Genomic DNA, 17134 nt, shown 5'->3' with positions numbered 1-17134 from the left:
CCATGACCACGCTGAACCCCGCCGACACCTCGACCTGGTTGCCGCTGGAGGGGCTCGCTCCCGGCTTCGACGCCAACAAGGCCCCCCACTCCACCGCGCTGAGCGGCACCGAGGTCACGGTCGTCGACGGGCGCGGCACCCGCATCGTGCACCGATTCGCCGAGTCCACCGTCACCTGGGACTACCACCCGGGAGCGGAGGACGACACCGAAGCCGCGTCCGACACCGACGACTACGAGGCGTTCGAGGTCGACGAGCAGCTCTACTTCGTGCAGTTCCACCACCGCTATCTGCCGAACGAGGCCGTCTCGCTCGTGCTCGACCTGCGTCAGGGACGCGCTCTGGCCGTCCTCTCCGAGATCCTGCCGGCGCCGGAGCAGGGCCGCACCCGGGTGCAGCACCACTTCGCCCCCGGCGTGATCGAGGGCATCAAAGCGCGCGGGGCCGAGGCCGCTCCCACGACCACGCTCATCGGCCGCCGCGTCGAGTGGGTCTACAGCGAGGAGCACGCCTACGAGCACGTCTACCTGTCGTCGCGGTGGTACTCGTGGCAGTGCCTCGCCGGCCCCGAGCGCGGGCTCGCCGACACCGATGAGAACAGCGTGTGGCAGATCCGCCCCGGCATCTACGTGTTCGCCTGGCGCGAGAAGGTCATCCCCTGCGCATCGGTGACCATCGCCGACCATCGCGACGTGAACGCCATCCGCTCGCACGGCGTGCTGTTCGGCCTCGACGAGAGCGGAGAGGTGCCGACGCACTTCACGTTCGGCGCCCATGGACGTCTGCTCTCCACGACGCTGCATGCGCCGGAGCTGGAGCCTGCGACCTTCGGAGGCGTGTGAGATGACCGACGTCGCCGACCTCATCGTCACCGGTTCCGTGATCCGCACGGCCGACCGTGCGAACCCCGTGGTCGAGGCCTTCGCCGTGCGCGACGGCCGGATCCTCGCCGTCGGGGCGCGCTCCGACATGGAGGGGCTCCGCGGGCGCAGGACCCGACTGCTCGAGGTCGGCGACGCGGCCGTGTATCCCGGCTTCGTCGACGTGCACAACCACCACGCCCTCGCCGGGCGCACGGACCTGTTCGAGCTGTCGCTCGCTCCGTCGCTGACGCTCGACCAGGTGCTCGACCGGGTGCGGGAGAAGGCCGCCGATCTGCCGGAGGACGCCTGGATCGTCGGCGGCGCTGTCGCGACGACGTTGCTGCCGGCCCTCGCGAACACCGCTAGTCGCCGTCGTCTGGACGAGGCGAGCGGAGGGCGCCCGGTGATGCTGATGGAGGACTCGCGTCACAACCGCTGGGCGAACAGTCGCGCGCTCGAGCTCGCAGGGATCACGGCGCAGAGCATTCCCGACGCGGGTGTGACGCTGCTCGACCCCGACGACGGCACGCCCTCCGGCGTGCTGCTGGAGGCCGCGGGGATCCCTGTGCAGGAGGCGTACGACCGCACGGGTGGCCTCACGCCGCAACAGCACGCGGCGGCCTCCCGGCGCGGCGTCGAGATCCTCAACTCCTACGGCGTCACGACGTTCCAGGATGCGGGTGTCTCGGTGGACATCCTCCGCGCGCTCGCCGATCTCGACGGCGCCGACGAGCTGCATGCCTGGGTCGTGTCGTCCCTGCTGATCAACGACGAGATCTTCGGCTTCGATCCGATCGGCGCTGCTCTCCTCGACCGCGGAGAGGAGTTCCGCTCCCGGCATCATCGTCCCGACTTCGTGAAGATCTTCCTCGACGGCGTTCCGCCGGCGCACACGGCCGCATTCCTCGACCCCTATCCTGCCGACGCAGCCCACGGTGCGCACTTCCACGGCGAGACGACCATGAGCCTGGACGAGCTCACCGGGTGGCTGCGCGCCGTCGCCGAGCGGGGACTCGGTGCCAAGGTGCACTGCACAGGAGACGGCTCGGCCCGCCTGGTCCTCGATGCCGCGCAGCGGCTGCGGTCGGAGGGCTTCACCACGCCCGTGCAGATCGCGCACGGCCAGTTCCTCGCCGACTCCGACATCCCTCGTCTGGCGGCGCTGAACGTCTCCGCCGACATCTCCCCGTTCATCTGGTACCCGGGAGTGATCCCGCAGGCCCTCGCCGACGTGCTCGGCGATCGGGCCGAGCACTCTCAGCCCAACCGCGCGCTGCTCGACGCCGGAGCGCTGGTCGCCGGAGGCAGCGACTGGCCCGTGAGCGAGTCCCCGAACACCCTGGAGGGACTGCAGGGCCTGGTCACCAGGGCCGATCCTCTCGGCCGCGCTCCGGGAACGCTCTGGCCGGAACAGGCCATCACGGCCGAGGAGGCGTTGGAGGTCTTCACGATCAACGCGGCGACCGCGATGGGCCTCGGCGCCGAGACCGGCTCTCTCACCCCCGGGAAGTCCGCCGACTTCGTCGTGCTCGCGCGTGATGCGATCGCGGGACCCGCCGACGAGATCGTGCGCACCCCGGTCGTGTCGACGTGGTTCGCCGGCCGCCGCGTGCACGGAGACTGATCGGGGATGCGGCGTCGCGCCGATACGATGAGGCGATGCGACGCTTCCCCTCGTCCGTGTACTCCGTCGGAGAAGAGCCGGATCCGCGATTCTCGCTCGCCAACGAGCGGACGTTCCTGGCCTGGACCCGAACCGCGCTCGCACTGATCGCCGGCGGCGTGGCTCTCGAGGTGCTCGGTCTGGATCTGCATCCGGGCTTCCGCCTTGCGGCGTCGCTGCTGCTGATGGTCACCGGGACCGTGGTCGCCCCCCTCGCCTGGTGGGGGTGGATGCGCGCGGAACGGGCGCTGCGGCAGTCGCGGCCGCTGCCCGGAGCCCTGTCCGCGATCCTCCTCGCCGTCGTGGTCGTGACGGTCGGACTGCTGGTCCTGGCCGGCGTCCTGTGGCGCTGAGCGCGTCGGGATCATGATGCGCCGCACCGCGTCACCGCCCCGGTTGTACGATCCCGGCCTGCAGCCGGAGCGGACCGAGCTGGCGTGGCGGCGCACCGCGCTCGCGATCGCGATCGGTTCGCTGCTCTCGCTGCGGGTCTTCCCCCTCGTGATGCCTCCCGCCTTCGCCGCCTGGGGCTTCGCTCCCGGGGTCGTCGGCGTCGGCACCGCCTGTGTGCTCTGGGTCGCGGCACGAAGACGACAGCGCCGCGCGACCGCGGTGCTCACCGGGAGCGCCGCGGGCGCGCTTCCCGGCGGTGCCCTCCTGCTCCTGCTCACCGTGTTCGCGACGGGTTTCGGGGCGATCGCGGTGATCTTCGTCGCCGTCGCGCTGCCGCTGATGTGAACGAACGCAGCACGGTCAGCTCGGCAGACCGGACGGGATGAGGTCGATCGGCGCAGACAGCTGCTCTCGGCGTCGGGGCGCACCCGGAACAGCGGGCCCTCGTCGTCGAGCGGGGGCACCGCGTTCCGCCATGCCTCGGCGTGCCGGCGTTCTGCCGGACCTTCAGTCCTCGAGGAGGAATCGGGCGCCGCGCTCGCCGATCAACGCAGCCGGTGCGTTCGTGTTGCCGGTGGGCACGGTCGGGATGACCGAGGCGTCCATGACGTGCAGCCCCTCCACCCCCTGCACGCGCAGACGGGCATCGACCACGGCCTCGGGGTCGGACCCCATCCGACAGGTGCCGACCTGGTGGTGGTAGGTGATGGCCGTGCGACGCACCCAGTCCTCGACCTGATCGTCGGCGACCTCGGGACCGGGATACGCCTCGACCGCCCACCACTCCTCGCCCAGCGCAGGACGCGCGCCGATGCGACGGCACTGACGCACGGATGCGGCCAGCGCGGCCACGTCGCGATCGTCCTGGAGCGCGGCGAGATCGATCAGGGGCGGGTCGGCCAGACCAGGGCCGGACAGCGTCAGACGCCCACGACTGTGCGGCGTCACCAGGCCAGCCATCAGCGTGAACCCGTCGTCACCACGAGGGTCGAGCTCGCCCCACATGGGCACGGAGAAGTGGATCGGCTGCGTGTCGGGCTCTGCCAGATCGTCGCGGCTTCGCCAGAAGAGATGCGTCTGGGTGACGGACACCCCCGGCTGCGGGGGTCCGACGGGACGACGGGTGGTGAAGATCACGGGTGAGAGGAGGTGGTCGTGGAGGTTGGCGCCGACACCGGGCGCATCGTGCACGACCGGGATCCCGAGCGCGGCGAGATCCGCCGCGGGGCCGATCCCGGAGCGCAGCAGGATCACAGGGGAACCGATCGCCCCGGCGGAGAGGATCACGTCGTCGGCGAACACCTCCTCCGCACCTTCGCCCTCCCCCAGGCGCACGCCGACCGCTCGGCCGTCGCGCACGATCACCGAATGCACCTCGACGCCGGTGCGGATCGTCATGCGCTCGGCCACCGGCTGTGCGTAGGCGGTCCAGGTGTTGACACGGCGCCCGTCCCGCATCGTGACCTGCTCCTGCGAGACGCCGTCGAGCACACCCCCGTTGTAGTCGGGGTTGTGCGGCAGGCCCTCCTGCACCGCGGCGTCGATGATCGACGCCTGGATCGGCGAGAGGGGGTAGTCGTCGGTCACGGGCAGCAGATCGTTCTCGATCGCCTGATACACCGGCTCCACCTCGGACCAGCCCCACCCCGTGGCCCCCGCGCGTTCCCACGCGTCGTAGTCGGAGGCGGCGCCGCGCACCCAGATCATGGCGTTGAGGGCATGCGATCCGCCCGTCACCTTCCCTCGCGGGAGGTGCAGGCGGCGCCCGCCCGCGTGCTCCTGCGGAACGGTGAAGAAGTCCCAGTCCTCGGCGGAGTGCCACAGCTCCCCCGCACGGGACGGATCGTGGATGGCGGGGTTCGTGTCGTAGCCGCCGGCCTCGATGAGGGTGACATCGACCCCCGCGTCGCTCAGGCGTCGTGCGATGATCGCGCCCGAGGTCCCTGCGCCGACGACGATGACGGAGCGCATCGGTCAGGCCTTCCGGGCGGGGCCGGAGACGACCTGGGTGACGGCGACGGACTTGAGGCCCTCGACGCCGAACTCCAGGCCGTAGCCCGAGCTCTTGACACCGCCGAACGGCACCATCGGGTGCAGTCCGCCGTGGGAGTTGATCCACACCGTTCCGGACTGCATCCGCGACGCCGCATCGCGCGCCGCCTCAGGATCGCTCGCCCACACGGAGGCTCCGAGCCCCACATCGACCGCGTTCGCCCAGGCGAACGCCTCGTCCACGTCGGTGTAGCGGATCACGGGAAGCGCGGGGCCGAACTGCTCCTCCTGCACCAGCGCCGCATCGTTGTCGATGTCGGCGACGATGGTGGGCCGGTAGAAGAGCTCGCCGAGCTCGGGCGCCGCCTCTCCACCGGTGACGATGCGCGCGCCGCGGCTCTTCGCCTCGTCCACCAGGCGGCTGACGATGTCGAACTGCGGACGGTTCTGCAGTGGCCCCAGCACATTGCCCTCATCGAGGCCGTTGCCCATCGGCACGGAACCGGCGATCGCCGCCAGCGCATCGACGACGTCGTCGTAGACGGAGTCGTGCACGTACAGACGCTTCATCGCCGCGCAGGTCTGACCCGTGTTGATGAACGCGCCCCAGAACAGATCCTCCGCGATGGCGGCGGCGTCCGTGCCCGGCAGCACGATCCCCGCATCGTTGCCGCCGAGCTCGAGGGTGAGACGGGCCAGGTTGCCGGCGGAGCTCTCGATGATGCGGCGGCCGGTGGCGGTCGAGCCGGTGAACATGATCTTGTCGATGTCGGGGTGCGACGACAGTCGAGCACCCACCTCGCGGTCGCCGGAGACGCCGATCAGCACGTCGTCCGGCAGCACCTCGTTCATCACGGCGATCATCGCGAGCACGCTCAACGGCGTGTACTCGCTCGGCTTGGCCACGACCGTGTTGCCCATGCGCAGCGACGGACCGATCTGCCAGATCGTGATCATCAGCGGCCAGTTCCACGGACCGATCGCGCCGACGACGCCTGCGGCCTTGTAGACGAGCTCGGCGTGCATGGTGTCGTCGTCGACGAGCACCTGCGACTCGAGCACCGTGGTGGCGTTGGTGCGCAGCCACGCCGAGCAGGCGCCCAGCTCGAAGCGGGCGTTCGGGCCGTTGAGCGGCTTGCCCTGCTCGCGGGAGAGCAGATGGGCGAGGCCTTCGGCGTTGGCGTCGATCGCGTCGGCCGCGGCGAGGAGCAGCGCGCTGCGCTTCTCGTGCCCGAGCGCCTCCCAGCCCGGCTGCGCGGCCTTCGCCCTCGCGATCGCGTCGTCGAGGTCGTCGACCGTGGCGACGGGTGCTCTGCCGATGACCTCGCGGGTCGCGGCATCCGGGATCTCGCGGCCGGCACCCTCGAGCGCCTGGATGCGGTCGAGCAGCGCTGCGGCTGCGGAAGCTGCGGAATCGGACATCGGTGTCTCTCCTTCGAGCGTGGCGCTGGCCGGCGGCGGGGTGGACGCCGGTCGTCCTCTCATTCTCGGACGAGCACCGTCACCGCACTTGTCGCGGAGCGCGCCGCAGATGTCCGAGTGCGAAGGATGATCCGGTCGGGGCTCAGTTGCGGGGGTAGTCCTCGAAGATGAGCGTGGTCCTCGTCGAGCGGATCGACGGGATCGCCTGGATGTCCTCCAGCACGATGCGACGCAGATCCCGAGCATCGTTCGCCCGCACCAGCAGGATCACGTCGAAGTCGCCCCCGACCAGCGCCATGTGCTCGATCTCGGGTATCGAGCGCAGCCGTTCGCTCACGGCCTGCCACGTCGCCTGCTCGATCGCGAGGGTCACATACGCACTGGCGTGGTGCCCGAGGAGCACGGGATCGGTGCGCACGGAGTACCCCGTGATGACGCCGGCATCGGTCAGGCGCTTGATCCGCGCATGGGCGCCGGCGCGGGAGATGTGCACCGCGTCCGCGATCGCCGTCATCGATGCCCGCGCGTCACGGCGCAGCTCCTCGAGGATCGCGCGATCCGTCTCGTCCAGAGCGACCATGCGACCCCTTCCCTCAGCGCAGTATTTCTGACACTTCGATCAAGAATGCCTCACTCCAGTCACATTCATCCAGGATTCTCCAAAAGATCTTGGATGACTGTCGCCCCGCGGGCAAGCTGTCCTCACCGAGTTCGGCAAGGAGGGCGAACGCATGCTGCACACCGACCTGCTCCCGCGAGACACCGCGGTGCAACTGATCGACCAGAGCGGAGCGCCGGTCGTGGACGACCGGTACGCGCTCCCCGACACCGACACTCTCCTGGCCGCCTACCGCGGGCTCGTCGAGGGCCGACGCATCAACGATCAGGCCGGAGCCCTGGTGCGCCAGGGGCGCCTCGCCGTCTACCCGTCGTCGCACGGCCAGGAGGCCTGCCAGGTCGGCGCCGCGATGGTTCTCGGCTCCACCGATTGGCTGTTCCCGACCTATCGCGACTCGGTCGCCGTGATCGCTCGCGGGGTCGAGCCCGCCGACGCCATGGTCCTCCTCAAGGGCGACTGGCACTCGGGGTACGACGTGCGCGCGCATCGCGTCGCCCCACAGGCCACGCCGCTCGCCACGCAGCTGCTGCATGCGGTCGGCTTCGCCCAGGCCGCGAAACATCGGGGCGAGGACACCGTGGTGCTCGCCCTCTGCGGCGACGGTGCGACCAGCGAGGGCGACTTCCACGAGGCCATGAACTTCGCCGCGGTGTTCCACGTCCCCGTCGTCTTCTTCGTGCAGAACAACGAGTTCGCGATCTCGGTCCCGCTCGCGCGGCAGACGGCGGCCCCCTCCCTCGCCCACAAGGCCGTCGGCTACGGGATGCCGGGACAGCGCGTCGACGGCAACGACGTCGCCGCGGTCCTCGCCGTGCTCGGCGATGCCGTGTCTCGCGCCCGTGTCGGCGGGGGCCCGTCCCTCATCGAGGCGCACACGTATCGGATGCAGGCGCACACCAACGCCGACGACGACACCCGCTATCGCGAGCGCGACGAGGTGCAGGCCTGGGTCGCCCGTGATCCGCTGGTGCGACTGCGCGCACACCTCACCTCCACCGGCGCACTCGACGCCGAGGCCGAGGAGCGCTTCGCGGCGGGCGCGGAGGAGATCGCGACCGCGATGAGGGCCGCCCTGAACACCGATGCCGACCTCGATCCCGAAGACCTGTTCCGCTTCGTGACCGCGACCCGATCCCCGCAGCTCGATGAGCAGTGGCACCTGCTGCGTGACGAGATCGAGCGCTCCGGTCTCGCCGATGCCGGAAGCACCCTGAACGGAGGCCACCGATGACGATCGCACAGGACGACACCCGCACCGAGACCGCGTCCGGCACGACGACGATGACGATGGCGGCCGCGCTCAACAGAGCGCTGGCCGACGCCATCGAGTCCGATCCGGATGTCGTGGTCTTCGGCGAGGACGTGGGCGCGCTGGGCGGCGTCTTCCGCATCACCGACGGACTCACCGCGCGCTTCGGCGAAGAGCGCTGCTTCGACACCCCGCTCGCGGAATCCGGCATCGTCGGCACCGCCGTCGGCATGGCCATGAACGGTCTGCGTCCCGTGGTGGAGATGCAGTTCGACGCGTTCGCGCTCCCCGCGTTCGAGCAGGTCGTCAGCCATGTCGCCAAGCTCGGCAACCGCACCCGCGGCGGTATGCGGATGCCTCTGGTGATCCGCATCCCGTTCGGCGGCGGCATCGGCGGTGTCGAGCATCACTGCGACTCGTCCGAGGCCTATTACGCGCACACGCCGGGCCTCACCGTCGTCAGCCCGTCCACGCCGCAGGATGCCTACTCCCTGCTGCGTGCGGCCATCGCCTCCCCCGACCCTGTGATCTTCCTCGAGCCCAAGAAGCTCTACTGGGCCAAGGGCGAGGTCGACACCTCGATCACGGCGGAGCTGGGAACAGCACGCATCGCCCGCGACGGCACGGATGTGACGCTTCTGGCCTACGGAGCCTCCGTGCCTCTGGCGCTCGAAGCGGCCGAGGTCGCCGCCGCCGAAGGACGCAGCGTGCAGGTCGTCGACGTCCGCTCGCTCTCGCCGTTCGATGACGCCACCGTGACGGCCGCCGTGAAGTCGACCGGTCGCGCCGTCGTGATCGCCGAGGCGCCGGGCTACGTGAGCGTGGCGTCCGAGATCCAGGCCAGGGTGTTCGAGCGCTGCTTCGAGTACCTCGCCGCTCCCGTACGACGGGTGACGGGCTTCGACACCCCCTACGCCCCTCCCAAGCTCGAGCACTGGTACCTCCCCGACGTCGACCGCGTGCTCGACGCGATCGACACGCTGCACTGGGAGGACGAGGCATGAGCACCCCGCTGAAGCCGCATGCGGGCACCCAGGTGTTCCGGCTCCCCGACCTCGGTGAGGGCCTGACCGAAGCGGGCCTCGTGCAGTGGCTCGTCGCCGTGGGCGACACCATCACGACCGATCAGCCGATCGCCGAGGTCGAGACCGCGAAGAGCATCGTCGAGCTGCCGTCGCCCTTCGCCGGGGTTGTCACCGCACTGCACGGCGCCGCCGGCGACACGATCGACGTCGGCGCCCCGGTGCTCGAAGTGGTCGATCCCCTGACATCGCCGGCGCCGTCCGCCCCGTCTCCTGGGGCCCAGCCCGAGCACGAGGCGTACCGCGAGGAGGAGCGCGCGGGTTCCGGGAACGTCCTCATCGGCTATGGAACGACCGCGCGCACCGCGAAGGGACGACGCCGCCCGTCCGCCGCCTCGGTGACCGCGCCTCGCGAGCAGGTGTCGACGCCGGCGCCGACGGCGTCGCATGCCGCGCCCCGCACCTCCGAGGCTCCCGCGCCTTCGGGCCCGGCCGATCGCCGCCCGGTCGCCGTCCGCTCCCCGCTCGTGCGTCGACTCGCCAGGGATCTCGGTCTCGACGTGCACGCGATCACCGCGACCGGCGCCGACGGCGCCATCACCCGTGCCGACGTGCTGCGAGCCGCCGTGGACAGCGCCGTCGACGGCGCCGCCGCCCACCACGCCGGCACCACAGGACCTCGAACCGGCGAGACCGTGGACGGGCTCGGGGTGCGCGCCCGCGAACGGATGTCTCCCCTGCGCCGGGCCGTCAGCGCCAAGCTCACCCGCAGCAGGTCCGAGATCCCCGAGGCCACCGTCTGGGTCGACGTCGACGCCACGGCTCTGTGGGAGCTGCGCGGGCAGATGGCCCCCGAGGGTGGGAAGGCGCCGTCCCTGACCGCACTCCTCGCCCGCTTCGTGCTGCTCGCGCTGGAGGACCATCCTCTGCTGGCGTCGCGGCTCAGCGAGAGCGGAGACGAGATCATCTCCTTCGACGGCGTGAACCTCGGGATCGCCGCGGATACGGAACGGGGGCTCCTGGTGCCGGTGCTCCCCCGCGCCCACGAGCTCACCGTGGCACAGCTCGACACGGCGCTGCGCGAACTCACCGTCACGGCGCGCTCCGGCACCATGCCGCCGGAGCGCCTGCGCGGGTCGACCTTCACGCTCAACAACTACGGAGGCCTGGGCGTCGACGGCTCGGCCGCGATCATCAACCACCCCGATGTGGCGATCCTCGGCATCGGTCGGATCATCGAGCGTCCGTGGGTGGTCGACGGGGCGATCGTGGCTCGACGGATCGTCCAGGTCTCGCTCGCGTTCGACCACCGCGTGTGCGACGGCGGCTACGCTGCCGGCTTCCTACGGCGGGTGACCGAACTCATCGAGCACCCACTGCGAGCGTTCGGGAGGGTCTGACCGAAAGCGCGGGTTCTCGATTCCGACGGCGCCTATGCGCTACGCTCGGCAATTACTGACCGACCATTCGGTCATGAATAGCCGGGGCGCCTCGTCGCCCTCCCCTCCCGGAATCGCAGAACAATGGAGTTCGCATGACGTCAGCAGTCTCCGACCGCACCTCGTCCGCACGGATGCCCGCCGAAGAACGGCGGGTGCTCGCCGGCACCCTCGTGGGCACCTCGATCGAGTGGTACGACTTCTTCATCTACGCCCAGGCCGCGGGATTGGTGCTCGCACCGCTGTTCCTGGCCCCGATCGCCCAGGAGAGCCCCGGCTTCGCCCAGGTCCTCTCGTTCGCGACCATCGGCATCTCCTTCCTCTTCCGCCCCCTCGGCGCGATCGTCGCCGGCCACCTCGGCGACAAGCTCGGGCGCAAGAAGATGCTCGTGCTCACCCTCATCATGATGGGGCTGTCCACATCGCTCATCGGCATCCTCCCGACCTACGCCGCGATCGGCGTCGCTGCGCCCATCCTGCTGATCCTGCTCCGCATCGTGCAGGGATTCTCCGCGGGCGGCGAGTGGGGCGGAGCCGCGCTGATGGCGGTCGAGCATGCGCCGAGCAACCGACGAGGACTCTTCGGCGCGTTCCCGCAGATCGGTGTCCCCGTCGGCATGATCCTCGCCACCTCGACGCTGTGGGTGCTCACCAGCTCGATGTCGCCGGAGGCCTTCCTCGAGTGGGGCTGGCGCATCCCGTTCCTGCTCTCGATCGTGCTCATCGCGGTCGGCTACGTGATCCGCCGCGCCGTCGACGAGAGCCCGGTCTTCGAGGATCTGCGACGTCGCCGCAAGGAGGCATCCGCTCCGCTGAGCCGCCTGTTCCGCCAGAACACCAAGCAGGTGGTCCTGACCGCGATCATCTTCATCGCCAACAACGCGGCGGGCTACCTGCTCATCGCGTTCTTCGCGACCTACGCCGTCGCGACTCTCGGCATGGAGCGTCCTCCGGTTCTGCTGGCGACGACGCTCGCCTCGTTCGGATGGCTCATCTTCACCCTCTGGGGAGGACACCTCTCCGATCGACTCGGTCGCATCCGCACCTTCCAGATCGGGTACGTCGCACTCGCCCTGTGGGCGGTGCCGATGTGGTTCCTGATCGATACCGCGAACATCCTCTGGTACTTCGTGGCGTTGTTCGTGATGACGTTCGCGCTCGGTCTCTCCTACGGGCCCCAGGCCGCGCTCTACGCCGAGATGTTCCCCGCGAACGTGCGCTACTCGGGAGTATCCATCGGCTACGCCCTCGGCGCGATCCTCGGCGGGGCGTTCGCGCCGATGATCGCCGAAGCCCTGATGAACCAGTTCCACGCGGCCTGGACGATCGGCGTCTACATCGCGGTCGCCGCGGTGATCTCGCTCATCGGAGTCTCCCTCGTCAAGGAGACCAAGGGCGTCGATCTGCTCACGTGAGCCTCGGGCCGAGCACCCGGGATCGCAGCGATCCCTGAGTCTGTGACATAATTACCGGACGATCGGTCAGTAATTCGGATCGATCGTCCGGACACGGGCCACCCGTCGAGACAACGCAGTCAGGAGTTCCGCATGACCGAGGCATACCTCGTGGGAGGCGTACGCACCCCGGTCGGACGCTACGGTGGCGCCCTCGCCTCCGTCCGCCCGGACGACCTCGCATCGATCGTCGTGCGCGAAGCGGCGCTGCGCGCCGGAATCGACCCGCTGCAGGTCGAGATCGACGAGGTCATCCTCGGTGCCGCCAACCAGGCGGGCGAGGACAACCGCAACGTCGCCAGGATGGCGGTGCTGCTCGCGGGGCTTCCCGACAGCGTCCCCGGAATCACGGTCAACCGGCTCTGCGCCTCGGGGATGTCCGCCGTCACGATGGCGGCGCAGGCCGTCCGCGCCGGCGACGCCGATGTGATCCTCGCCGGCGGAGTCGAGTCGATGACCCGCGCGCCCTGGGTGCAGGCCAAGCCGGAGAAGGCCTGGGCGAAGCCCGGTGCCGCGTTCGACACCTCGATCGGCTGGCGCTTCCCGAATCCGCGCCTTCTGGCGCGCGAGAAGGCGACGTTCTCGATGCCGGAGACGGCGGAGGAGGTCGCCCGCGTCGACGGCATCAGCCGCGACGAGGCGGATGCCTTCGCGCTGCGCTCGCAGGAGCGCGCCGCCGCGGCGATCGCGGGCGGGCGGTTCGAGGCGGAGATCGTCGGCGTGCCCGTCGGCTCCGGCGAGGTGACGGTCGACGAGGGTCCGCGGCCGGAGACGACGCTCGAGGGCCTCGCGCGGCTGCGACCCGTCGTGGCCGGCGGTCAGGTCGTAACCGCGGGCAACTCCAGCGCCCTCAACGACGGTGCCTCCGCGATCGTGGTGGCGAGCGCTGCGGCAGTCGAGCGCTACGGTCTGGTGCCGCGTGCCCGCATCGTGGCCGGTACCAGTGCGGGCCTCCCGCCCGAGGTCATGGGCCTCGGTCCGGTTCCCGCGACTCAGAAGGCGCTGCGACGGGCGGGCCTCTCGATCGACGACATCGGCTCGATCGAGCTCAACGAGGCCTTCGCCACGCAGTCCATCGCCTGCATCCGACGGCTCGGCCTCGACGAATCGCGCGTGAACGCCGACGGTGGAGCCATCGCCCTGGGCCACCCTCTCGGTTCGTCCGGGTCCCGACTGCTGGTCACCCTCCTCGGCCGCATGGAACGCGAGGGGTCGCGCTACGGCCTGGCCACCATGTGCGTCGGCGTCGGACAGGGCGCCGCCCTGATCGTGGAGAAGGTGTGATGTCGGAACCCTCGCCCGCCGGCGATCCCCTCCTCGTCGAGAGCCATGGCGACCGTGTGGTCGCGACGCTCCATCGTCCGCACAAGCGCAACGCGATCGACCAGGCCACCATCGATGCGCTGCACGCGCTGTGCGCCGAGCTCGAAGCCGCACCGCGCCCCTTGATCCTCACCGGCGCCGGCGGCGTGTTCGCGGCTGGGGCCGACATCGCCGAGCTGCGCGAGCGCCGCGCGGCCGACGCACTGCGCGGTATCAACGCTCACGCGTTCATCCGCCTCGCCGAACTGCCCATGCCGGTCATCGCGGCGATCGACGGATATGCGCTCGGGGGCGGAGCCGAACTCGCCTATGCCGCCGACATCCGCATCGCGACCCCGTCCATCGCCATCGGCAACCCCGAGACCGGACTGGGCATCCTCGCCGCGGCAGGAGCCGGATGGCGGCTGAAGGAGATCGTCGGAGATGCCAGGGCGATCGAGCTGCTACTCACCGGTCGCACCGTGAAGGCCGAGGAGGCGCTGCGCATCGGACTCGTCTCGGCGATCCACGAGCCGGCGGACCTGCTGCCGGCCGCGCACGCCATCGTCGATCGCATCGTCCGGAACGACCCGGCAGCCACCATCGCGACCAAGCGCGTGTTCCGCGCGCCTCGTGACCACCACCCCGCCGTCGACCTGGAGGCACAGGCCGAGCTGTTCGAGAGCCCGGAGAAATTCCGACGGATGACCGACTTCCTGGAGCGGAGAGACCGATGACCGAGACCAGTTCCCTCGCCGCTGGGCACGTGGGCGTGCTCGGCGGCGGACGTATGGGCGCCGGCATCGCCCACGCGTTCCTGCTCGCCGGTTCCCGGGTCACCGTCGTCGAGCGCGATGCCGACGCCGCACAGGCGGCCGCCGCCCGTGTGCTCGAGTCGGTCGACTCGTCGATCGCCAGAGGCACGGCGCTCGCACCCCTCGAGGAGTATCGGGAGCGTCTCGCGACGGGCACGGATGCCGCGCTGTTCGCCCCGTGCACCCTCGTCGTCGAGGCGGTGCCCGAGGATCTCGCGCTCAAGATCGATGCGCTCCGCCGTGTCGAAGCACACGTCGCCTCCGATGCCGTGATCGCCTCGAACACCTCCTCCATCTCGATCGACGAGCTGGCCGCGGTGCTCGATCGCCCCTCGCACCTGCTCGGCATGCACTTCTTCAACCCGGTGCCCGCCTCCACGCTCGTCGAGATCGTGCGCGGAGCGAGCACCGCTCCCCCGCTCGTCGATTCCGCCCGCGGCTGGGTCGCCGCCCTCGGCAAGACGCCGATCGTCGTCGCCGATGCTCCCGGCTTCGCGTCGTCCCGGCTCGGTGTCGCGCTCGGACTCGAGGCGATCCGCATGCTCGAGGAGGGCGTCGCCTCCGCCGAAGACATCGACACGGCGATGACGCTCGGATACAAGCATCCGGTCGGACCGCTCCGACTCACCGACATCGTCGGGCTCGACGTGCGGCTCGGCATCGCCGAGTACCTCGCCGCCCATCTGGGTGAGCGCTTCGAACCTCCGGCCTTGCTGCGCCGCCTGGTCGCCGAGGGGCACCTCGGCCGCAAGAGCGGACGCGGCTTCTACGAATGGGACGCCTCATGAAGGGAACTGAGATGACCGAGATCCTCCCCAGCTACGTCGAGGGAGAGTGGTGGACGCCGGCGTCCGCGGCTCGGGCCACCGAGGTGCGTGATGCCTCGACGGGAGAGGTCGTGGCCCGCGTCTCGACCGACGGACTCGACCTGGGTGCCGCGCTCGACCACGCCCGCACGGTCGGGCAGGCGTCGCTCGGGGAGCTCACGTTCCACCAGCGCGCCGTGCGGCTCAAGCAGCTCGCCCTCGCCCTCACCGAACGCAAGGCAGAGCTGTACGCGCTCTCCAGCCGCACCGGCGCCACGACACAGGACTCGTGGGTGGACATCGACGGTGGGATCGGTGTGCTGTTCGCGTACTCCAGCAAGGGCCGTCGCGAGCTGCCCAACGCCAAGGTCTACGTCGACGGCGGCGTGGAGAACCTCTCCAAGGACGGCTCCTTCCTCGGCCGCCACATCTACACGCGACTGCGGGGCGTGGCGGTGCAGATCAACGCCTTCAACTTCCCGGTCTGGGGGGCGCTGGAGAAGTTCGCTCCCGCATTCCTCGCCGGGGTCCCCACCCTGGTGAAGCCGGCGACCCCGACCGGGTATCTCGCCGAGGCTATGGTGCGCGTGATGGTCGAGTCCGGTCTGCTCCCCGCGGGCTCGCTGCAGCTCGTCTCCGGCAGCGTGCCCGATCTCTTCGACGAGCTGCGGCTCGGCGACCTCGTGGCCTTCACCGGTTCGGCGTCGACAGCAGAGCAGCTGCGCGCTCACGAGTGCGTGCAGACGGGAGGCGTGCGCTTCACGAGCGAGACCGACTCGATCAACGCCTCGATCCTCGGGACGGATGCCGTCGCCGGCACGCCCGAGTTCGATGCCTACATCAAGCAGCTCGTCGCCGAGATGACCACGAAGGCCGGGCAGAAGTGCACGGCCATCCGTCGCGCGATCGTGCCGACGGCTGCCGTCGACGACGTCATCGCCGCGGTCCGCGAGCGGCTGTCCGCGCGGGTCGTCCTCGGCGATCCGCGCGCCGAGGGGGTCACGATGGGTCCGCTCGCCTCGACCGCACAGCGCGAAGAGGTGCTGCGTCAGGTGGGGCGCCTGCAGGCCGGCGGCGGAGAACTCGTGATCGGTACGACCGACGCCCCGATCGTGCGTCACGTCGACGGCAGCGAAGGACCCGCCCCCGACGGCGCCTTCGTCGCACCGATGCTGCTGCGATTCCCCGACGCCCAGAGCCCGGCGGTCAACGAGATCGAGGCGTTCGGCCCGGTGTCGAGCATCATCGGCTACCGCACCCTCGACGAGGCGAGCGCCCTGGTGGCACGCGGCGGCGGCTCGCTCGTGACGAGTGTGGCCACGCATGACCCCGAAGTCGCCGTCGCGCTCGCGACGGGCATGGCCGCCTACAACGGACGCGTGCTCTTCCTGGACCGCGACGATGCCCGCAGCTCGACCGGACACGGCTCCCCGCTCCCGAACCTCGTGCACGGCGGCCCAGGCCGCGCGGGCGGAGGCGAAGAGCTCGGCGGCATCCGCGCGGTGCTGCATCACATGCAGCGCACGGCCGTGCAGGGTTCTCCGGCGATGATGACCGCCCTCACCGGCGTCTGGCATCAGGGCGCGGCCGCGCGCCCCTACGAGCAGGACGGCGGCGTGCATCCGTTCCGCAAGTCTCTGGCCGAGCTCCACGTGGGCGATCAGGTCAGAAGCGGCTCGCGCACCGTGACCCTCGACGACATCGAGACGTTCGCGGCGTTCACCGGCGACACGTTCTATGCGCACATGGATGAGACCGCAGCCTCCGCGAACCCGTTCTTCCCCGGACGCGTCGCGCACGGATATCTGCTGGTGTCGTGGGCTGCGGGTCTCTTCGTCGACCCGGCGCCCGGTCCTGTGCTGGCGAACTCCGGGCTGGAGAACCTGAGGTTCGTGACGCCGGTCTCCCCCGGCGACGACATCCGTGTGGAGCTCACCGCGAAGCAGATCACCCCCCGCGAGACCGACGAGTATGGAGAGGTGCGCTGGGACGCCGTGCTGAAGAATCAGCACGATGACATCGTGGCCACCTACGACGTGCTCACGCTGGTCGCGAAGGAGCAGGCGGCGGCGTAGCAGCGGCGCCGGAGTCGAGG

The 17134-nt window shown here is 70.3% G+C and carries 15 protein-coding genes; 12 read left to right on the top strand and 3 right to left on the bottom strand.

Annotated features, from left to right (window positions below; genetic code table 11):
* Positions 1-2: 2 nt before the first annotated feature.
* From ASC55_RS16335 to ASC55_RS16320, 4 genes are read left to right on the top strand one after another with little or no spacing between them, the layout of a single operon-like run.
* On the top strand, positions 3-842 hold the full coding sequence (locus tag ASC55_RS16335; protein ID WP_055877565.1) for a molybdenum cofactor biosynthesis F family protein: 840 nt from the start codon (positions 3-5) through the stop codon (positions 840-842).
* A 1-nt stretch (position 843) separates the two neighbouring features.
* Entirely contained in the window at positions 844-2487 is a 1644-nt protein-coding gene (locus tag ASC55_RS16330; protein ID WP_055877562.1) for an amidohydrolase, read from the top strand.
* A gap of 35 nt (positions 2488-2522) precedes the next feature.
* Entirely contained in the window at positions 2523-2879 is a 357-nt protein-coding gene (locus ASC55_RS16325) for a YidH family protein (RefSeq protein WP_055877561.1), read from the top strand.
* Between the two features lie 13 nt (positions 2880-2892).
* On the top strand, positions 2893-3264 hold the full coding sequence (locus ASC55_RS16320; RefSeq protein ID WP_235562608.1) for a DUF202 domain-containing protein: 372 nt from the start codon (positions 2893-2895) through the stop codon (positions 3262-3264).
* Between the two features lie 162 nt (positions 3265-3426).
* Here ASC55_RS16320 and ASC55_RS16315 read toward each other — a convergent pair whose 3' ends face one another.
* From ASC55_RS16315 to ASC55_RS16305, 3 genes are all read right to left on the bottom strand, one after another.
* On the bottom strand, positions 3427-4890 hold the full coding sequence (locus ASC55_RS16315; protein ID WP_055877558.1) for a GMC family oxidoreductase: 1464 nt from the start codon (positions 4888-4890) through the stop codon (positions 3427-3429).
* A 3-nt stretch (positions 4891-4893) separates the two neighbouring features.
* Positions 4894-6333 (bottom strand): aldehyde dehydrogenase family protein, encoded by a 1440-nt coding sequence (locus tag ASC55_RS16310; protein ID WP_055877556.1) that lies wholly within the window; start codon positions 6331-6333, stop codon positions 4894-4896.
* Positions 6334-6475: 142 nt separating this feature from the next.
* Positions 6476-6913: an Lrp/AsnC family transcriptional regulator gene (locus ASC55_RS16305; protein ID WP_174799538.1), complete on the bottom strand. Its 438-nt coding sequence runs from the start codon at positions 6911-6913 to the stop codon at positions 6476-6478.
* Positions 6914-7064: 151 nt separating this feature from the next.
* Between ASC55_RS16305 and ASC55_RS16300 the strand changes: the two genes are divergently transcribed.
* From ASC55_RS16300 to paaZ, 8 genes are all read left to right on the top strand, one after another.
* Entirely contained in the window at positions 7065-8183 is a 1119-nt protein-coding gene (locus tag ASC55_RS16300) for a thiamine pyrophosphate-dependent enzyme (RefSeq protein ID WP_055877555.1), read from the top strand.
* The gene (locus ASC55_RS16295) at positions 8180-9205 is read left to right on the top strand and encodes an alpha-ketoacid dehydrogenase subunit beta (RefSeq protein WP_055877552.1); all 1026 of its coding nucleotides are present in this window, start codon (positions 8180-8182) and stop codon (positions 9203-9205) included. Before ASC55_RS16300 ends, ASC55_RS16295 begins: the two co-directional genes overlap by 4 nt.
* Positions 9202-10623: a dihydrolipoamide acetyltransferase family protein gene (locus tag ASC55_RS16290; protein ID WP_055877550.1), complete on the top strand. Its 1422-nt coding sequence runs from the start codon at positions 9202-9204 to the stop codon at positions 10621-10623. The genes ASC55_RS16295 and ASC55_RS16290 overlap by 4 nt, the downstream gene beginning before the upstream one ends.
* Positions 10624-10757: 134 nt before the next feature.
* A complete protein-coding gene (locus ASC55_RS16285) occupies positions 10758-12077 on the top strand; it encodes an MFS transporter (RefSeq protein WP_055877546.1) in 1320 nt (439 codons plus the stop codon).
* Positions 12078-12209: 132 nt separating this feature from the next.
* Positions 12210-13400, top strand: coding sequence for an acetyl-CoA C-acyltransferase (locus tag ASC55_RS16280; RefSeq protein WP_055877544.1), 1191 nt, complete (start codon positions 12210-12212; stop codon positions 13398-13400).
* A complete protein-coding gene (locus ASC55_RS16275; protein ID WP_055870657.1) occupies positions 13400-14155 on the top strand; it encodes an enoyl-CoA hydratase/isomerase family protein in 756 nt (251 codons plus the stop codon). The genes ASC55_RS16280 and ASC55_RS16275 overlap by 1 nt, the downstream gene beginning before the upstream one ends.
* A complete protein-coding gene (locus ASC55_RS16270) occupies positions 14152-15021 on the top strand; it encodes a 3-hydroxyacyl-CoA dehydrogenase family protein (RefSeq protein WP_055877541.1) in 870 nt (289 codons plus the stop codon). Before ASC55_RS16275 ends, ASC55_RS16270 begins: the two co-directional genes overlap by 4 nt.
* 11 nt (positions 15022-15032) lie before the next feature.
* Positions 15033-17114, top strand: a complete 2082-nt coding sequence (gene paaZ / locus ASC55_RS16265) for a phenylacetic acid degradation bifunctional protein PaaZ (protein WP_082524408.1) — start codon at positions 15033-15035, stop codon at positions 17112-17114.
* The last annotated feature ends 20 nt before the right edge of the window (positions 17115-17134 follow it).

The organism is Microbacterium sp. Root322 (genome assembly GCF_001425645.1).
GTDB classification, from domain to species: Bacteria; Actinomycetota; Actinomycetes; order Actinomycetales; family Microbacteriaceae; genus Microbacterium; species Microbacterium maritypicum.
Note: the sequence above shows the minus strand (reverse complement) of the source record. Positions and strands in the feature narration are given on the sequence as shown.

Coding starts and splice junctions, on each gene's coding strand:
- ASC55_RS16335 (WP_055877565.1), top strand. CDS start 3: ATGACCACGCTGAACCCCGCCGACACCTCGACCTGGTTGCCGCTGGAG.
- ASC55_RS16290 (WP_055877550.1), top strand. CDS start 9,202: ATGAGCACCCCGCTGAAGCCGCATGCGGGCACCCAGGTGTTCCGGCTC.
- ASC55_RS16285 (WP_055877546.1), top strand. CDS start 10,758: ATGACGTCAGCAGTCTCCGACCGCACCTCGTCCGCACGGATGCCCGCC.
- ASC55_RS16325 (WP_055877561.1), top strand. CDS start 2,523: ATGCGACGCTTCCCCTCGTCCGTGTACTCCGTCGGAGAAGAGCCGGAT.
- ASC55_RS16270 (WP_055877541.1), top strand. CDS start 14,152: ATGACCGAGACCAGTTCCCTCGCCGCTGGGCACGTGGGCGTGCTCGGC.
- ASC55_RS16310 (WP_055877556.1), bottom strand. CDS start 6,333: ATGTCCGATTCCGCAGCTTCCGCAGCCGCAGCGCTGCTCGACCGCATC.
- ASC55_RS16275 (WP_055870657.1), top strand. CDS start 13,400: ATGTCGGAACCCTCGCCCGCCGGCGATCCCCTCCTCGTCGAGAGCCAT.
- paaZ (WP_082524408.1), top strand. CDS start 15,033: ATGACCGAGATCCTCCCCAGCTACGTCGAGGGAGAGTGGTGGACGCCG.
- ASC55_RS16315 (WP_055877558.1), bottom strand. CDS start 4,890: ATGCGCTCCGTCATCGTCGTCGGCGCAGGGACCTCGGGCGCGATCATC.
- ASC55_RS16300 (WP_055877555.1), top strand. CDS start 7,065: ATGCTGCACACCGACCTGCTCCCGCGAGACACCGCGGTGCAACTGATC.
- ASC55_RS16295 (WP_055877552.1), top strand. CDS start 8,180: ATGACGATCGCACAGGACGACACCCGCACCGAGACCGCGTCCGGCACG.
- ASC55_RS16305 (WP_174799538.1), bottom strand. CDS start 6,913: ATGGTCGCTCTGGACGAGACGGATCGCGCGATCCTCGAGGAGCTGCGC.
- ASC55_RS16280 (WP_055877544.1), top strand. CDS start 12,210: ATGACCGAGGCATACCTCGTGGGAGGCGTACGCACCCCGGTCGGACGC.
- ASC55_RS16330 (WP_055877562.1), top strand. CDS start 844: ATGACCGACGTCGCCGACCTCATCGTCACCGGTTCCGTGATCCGCACG.
- ASC55_RS16320 (WP_235562608.1), top strand. CDS start 2,893: ATGATGCGCCGCACCGCGTCACCGCCCCGGTTGTACGATCCCGGCCTG.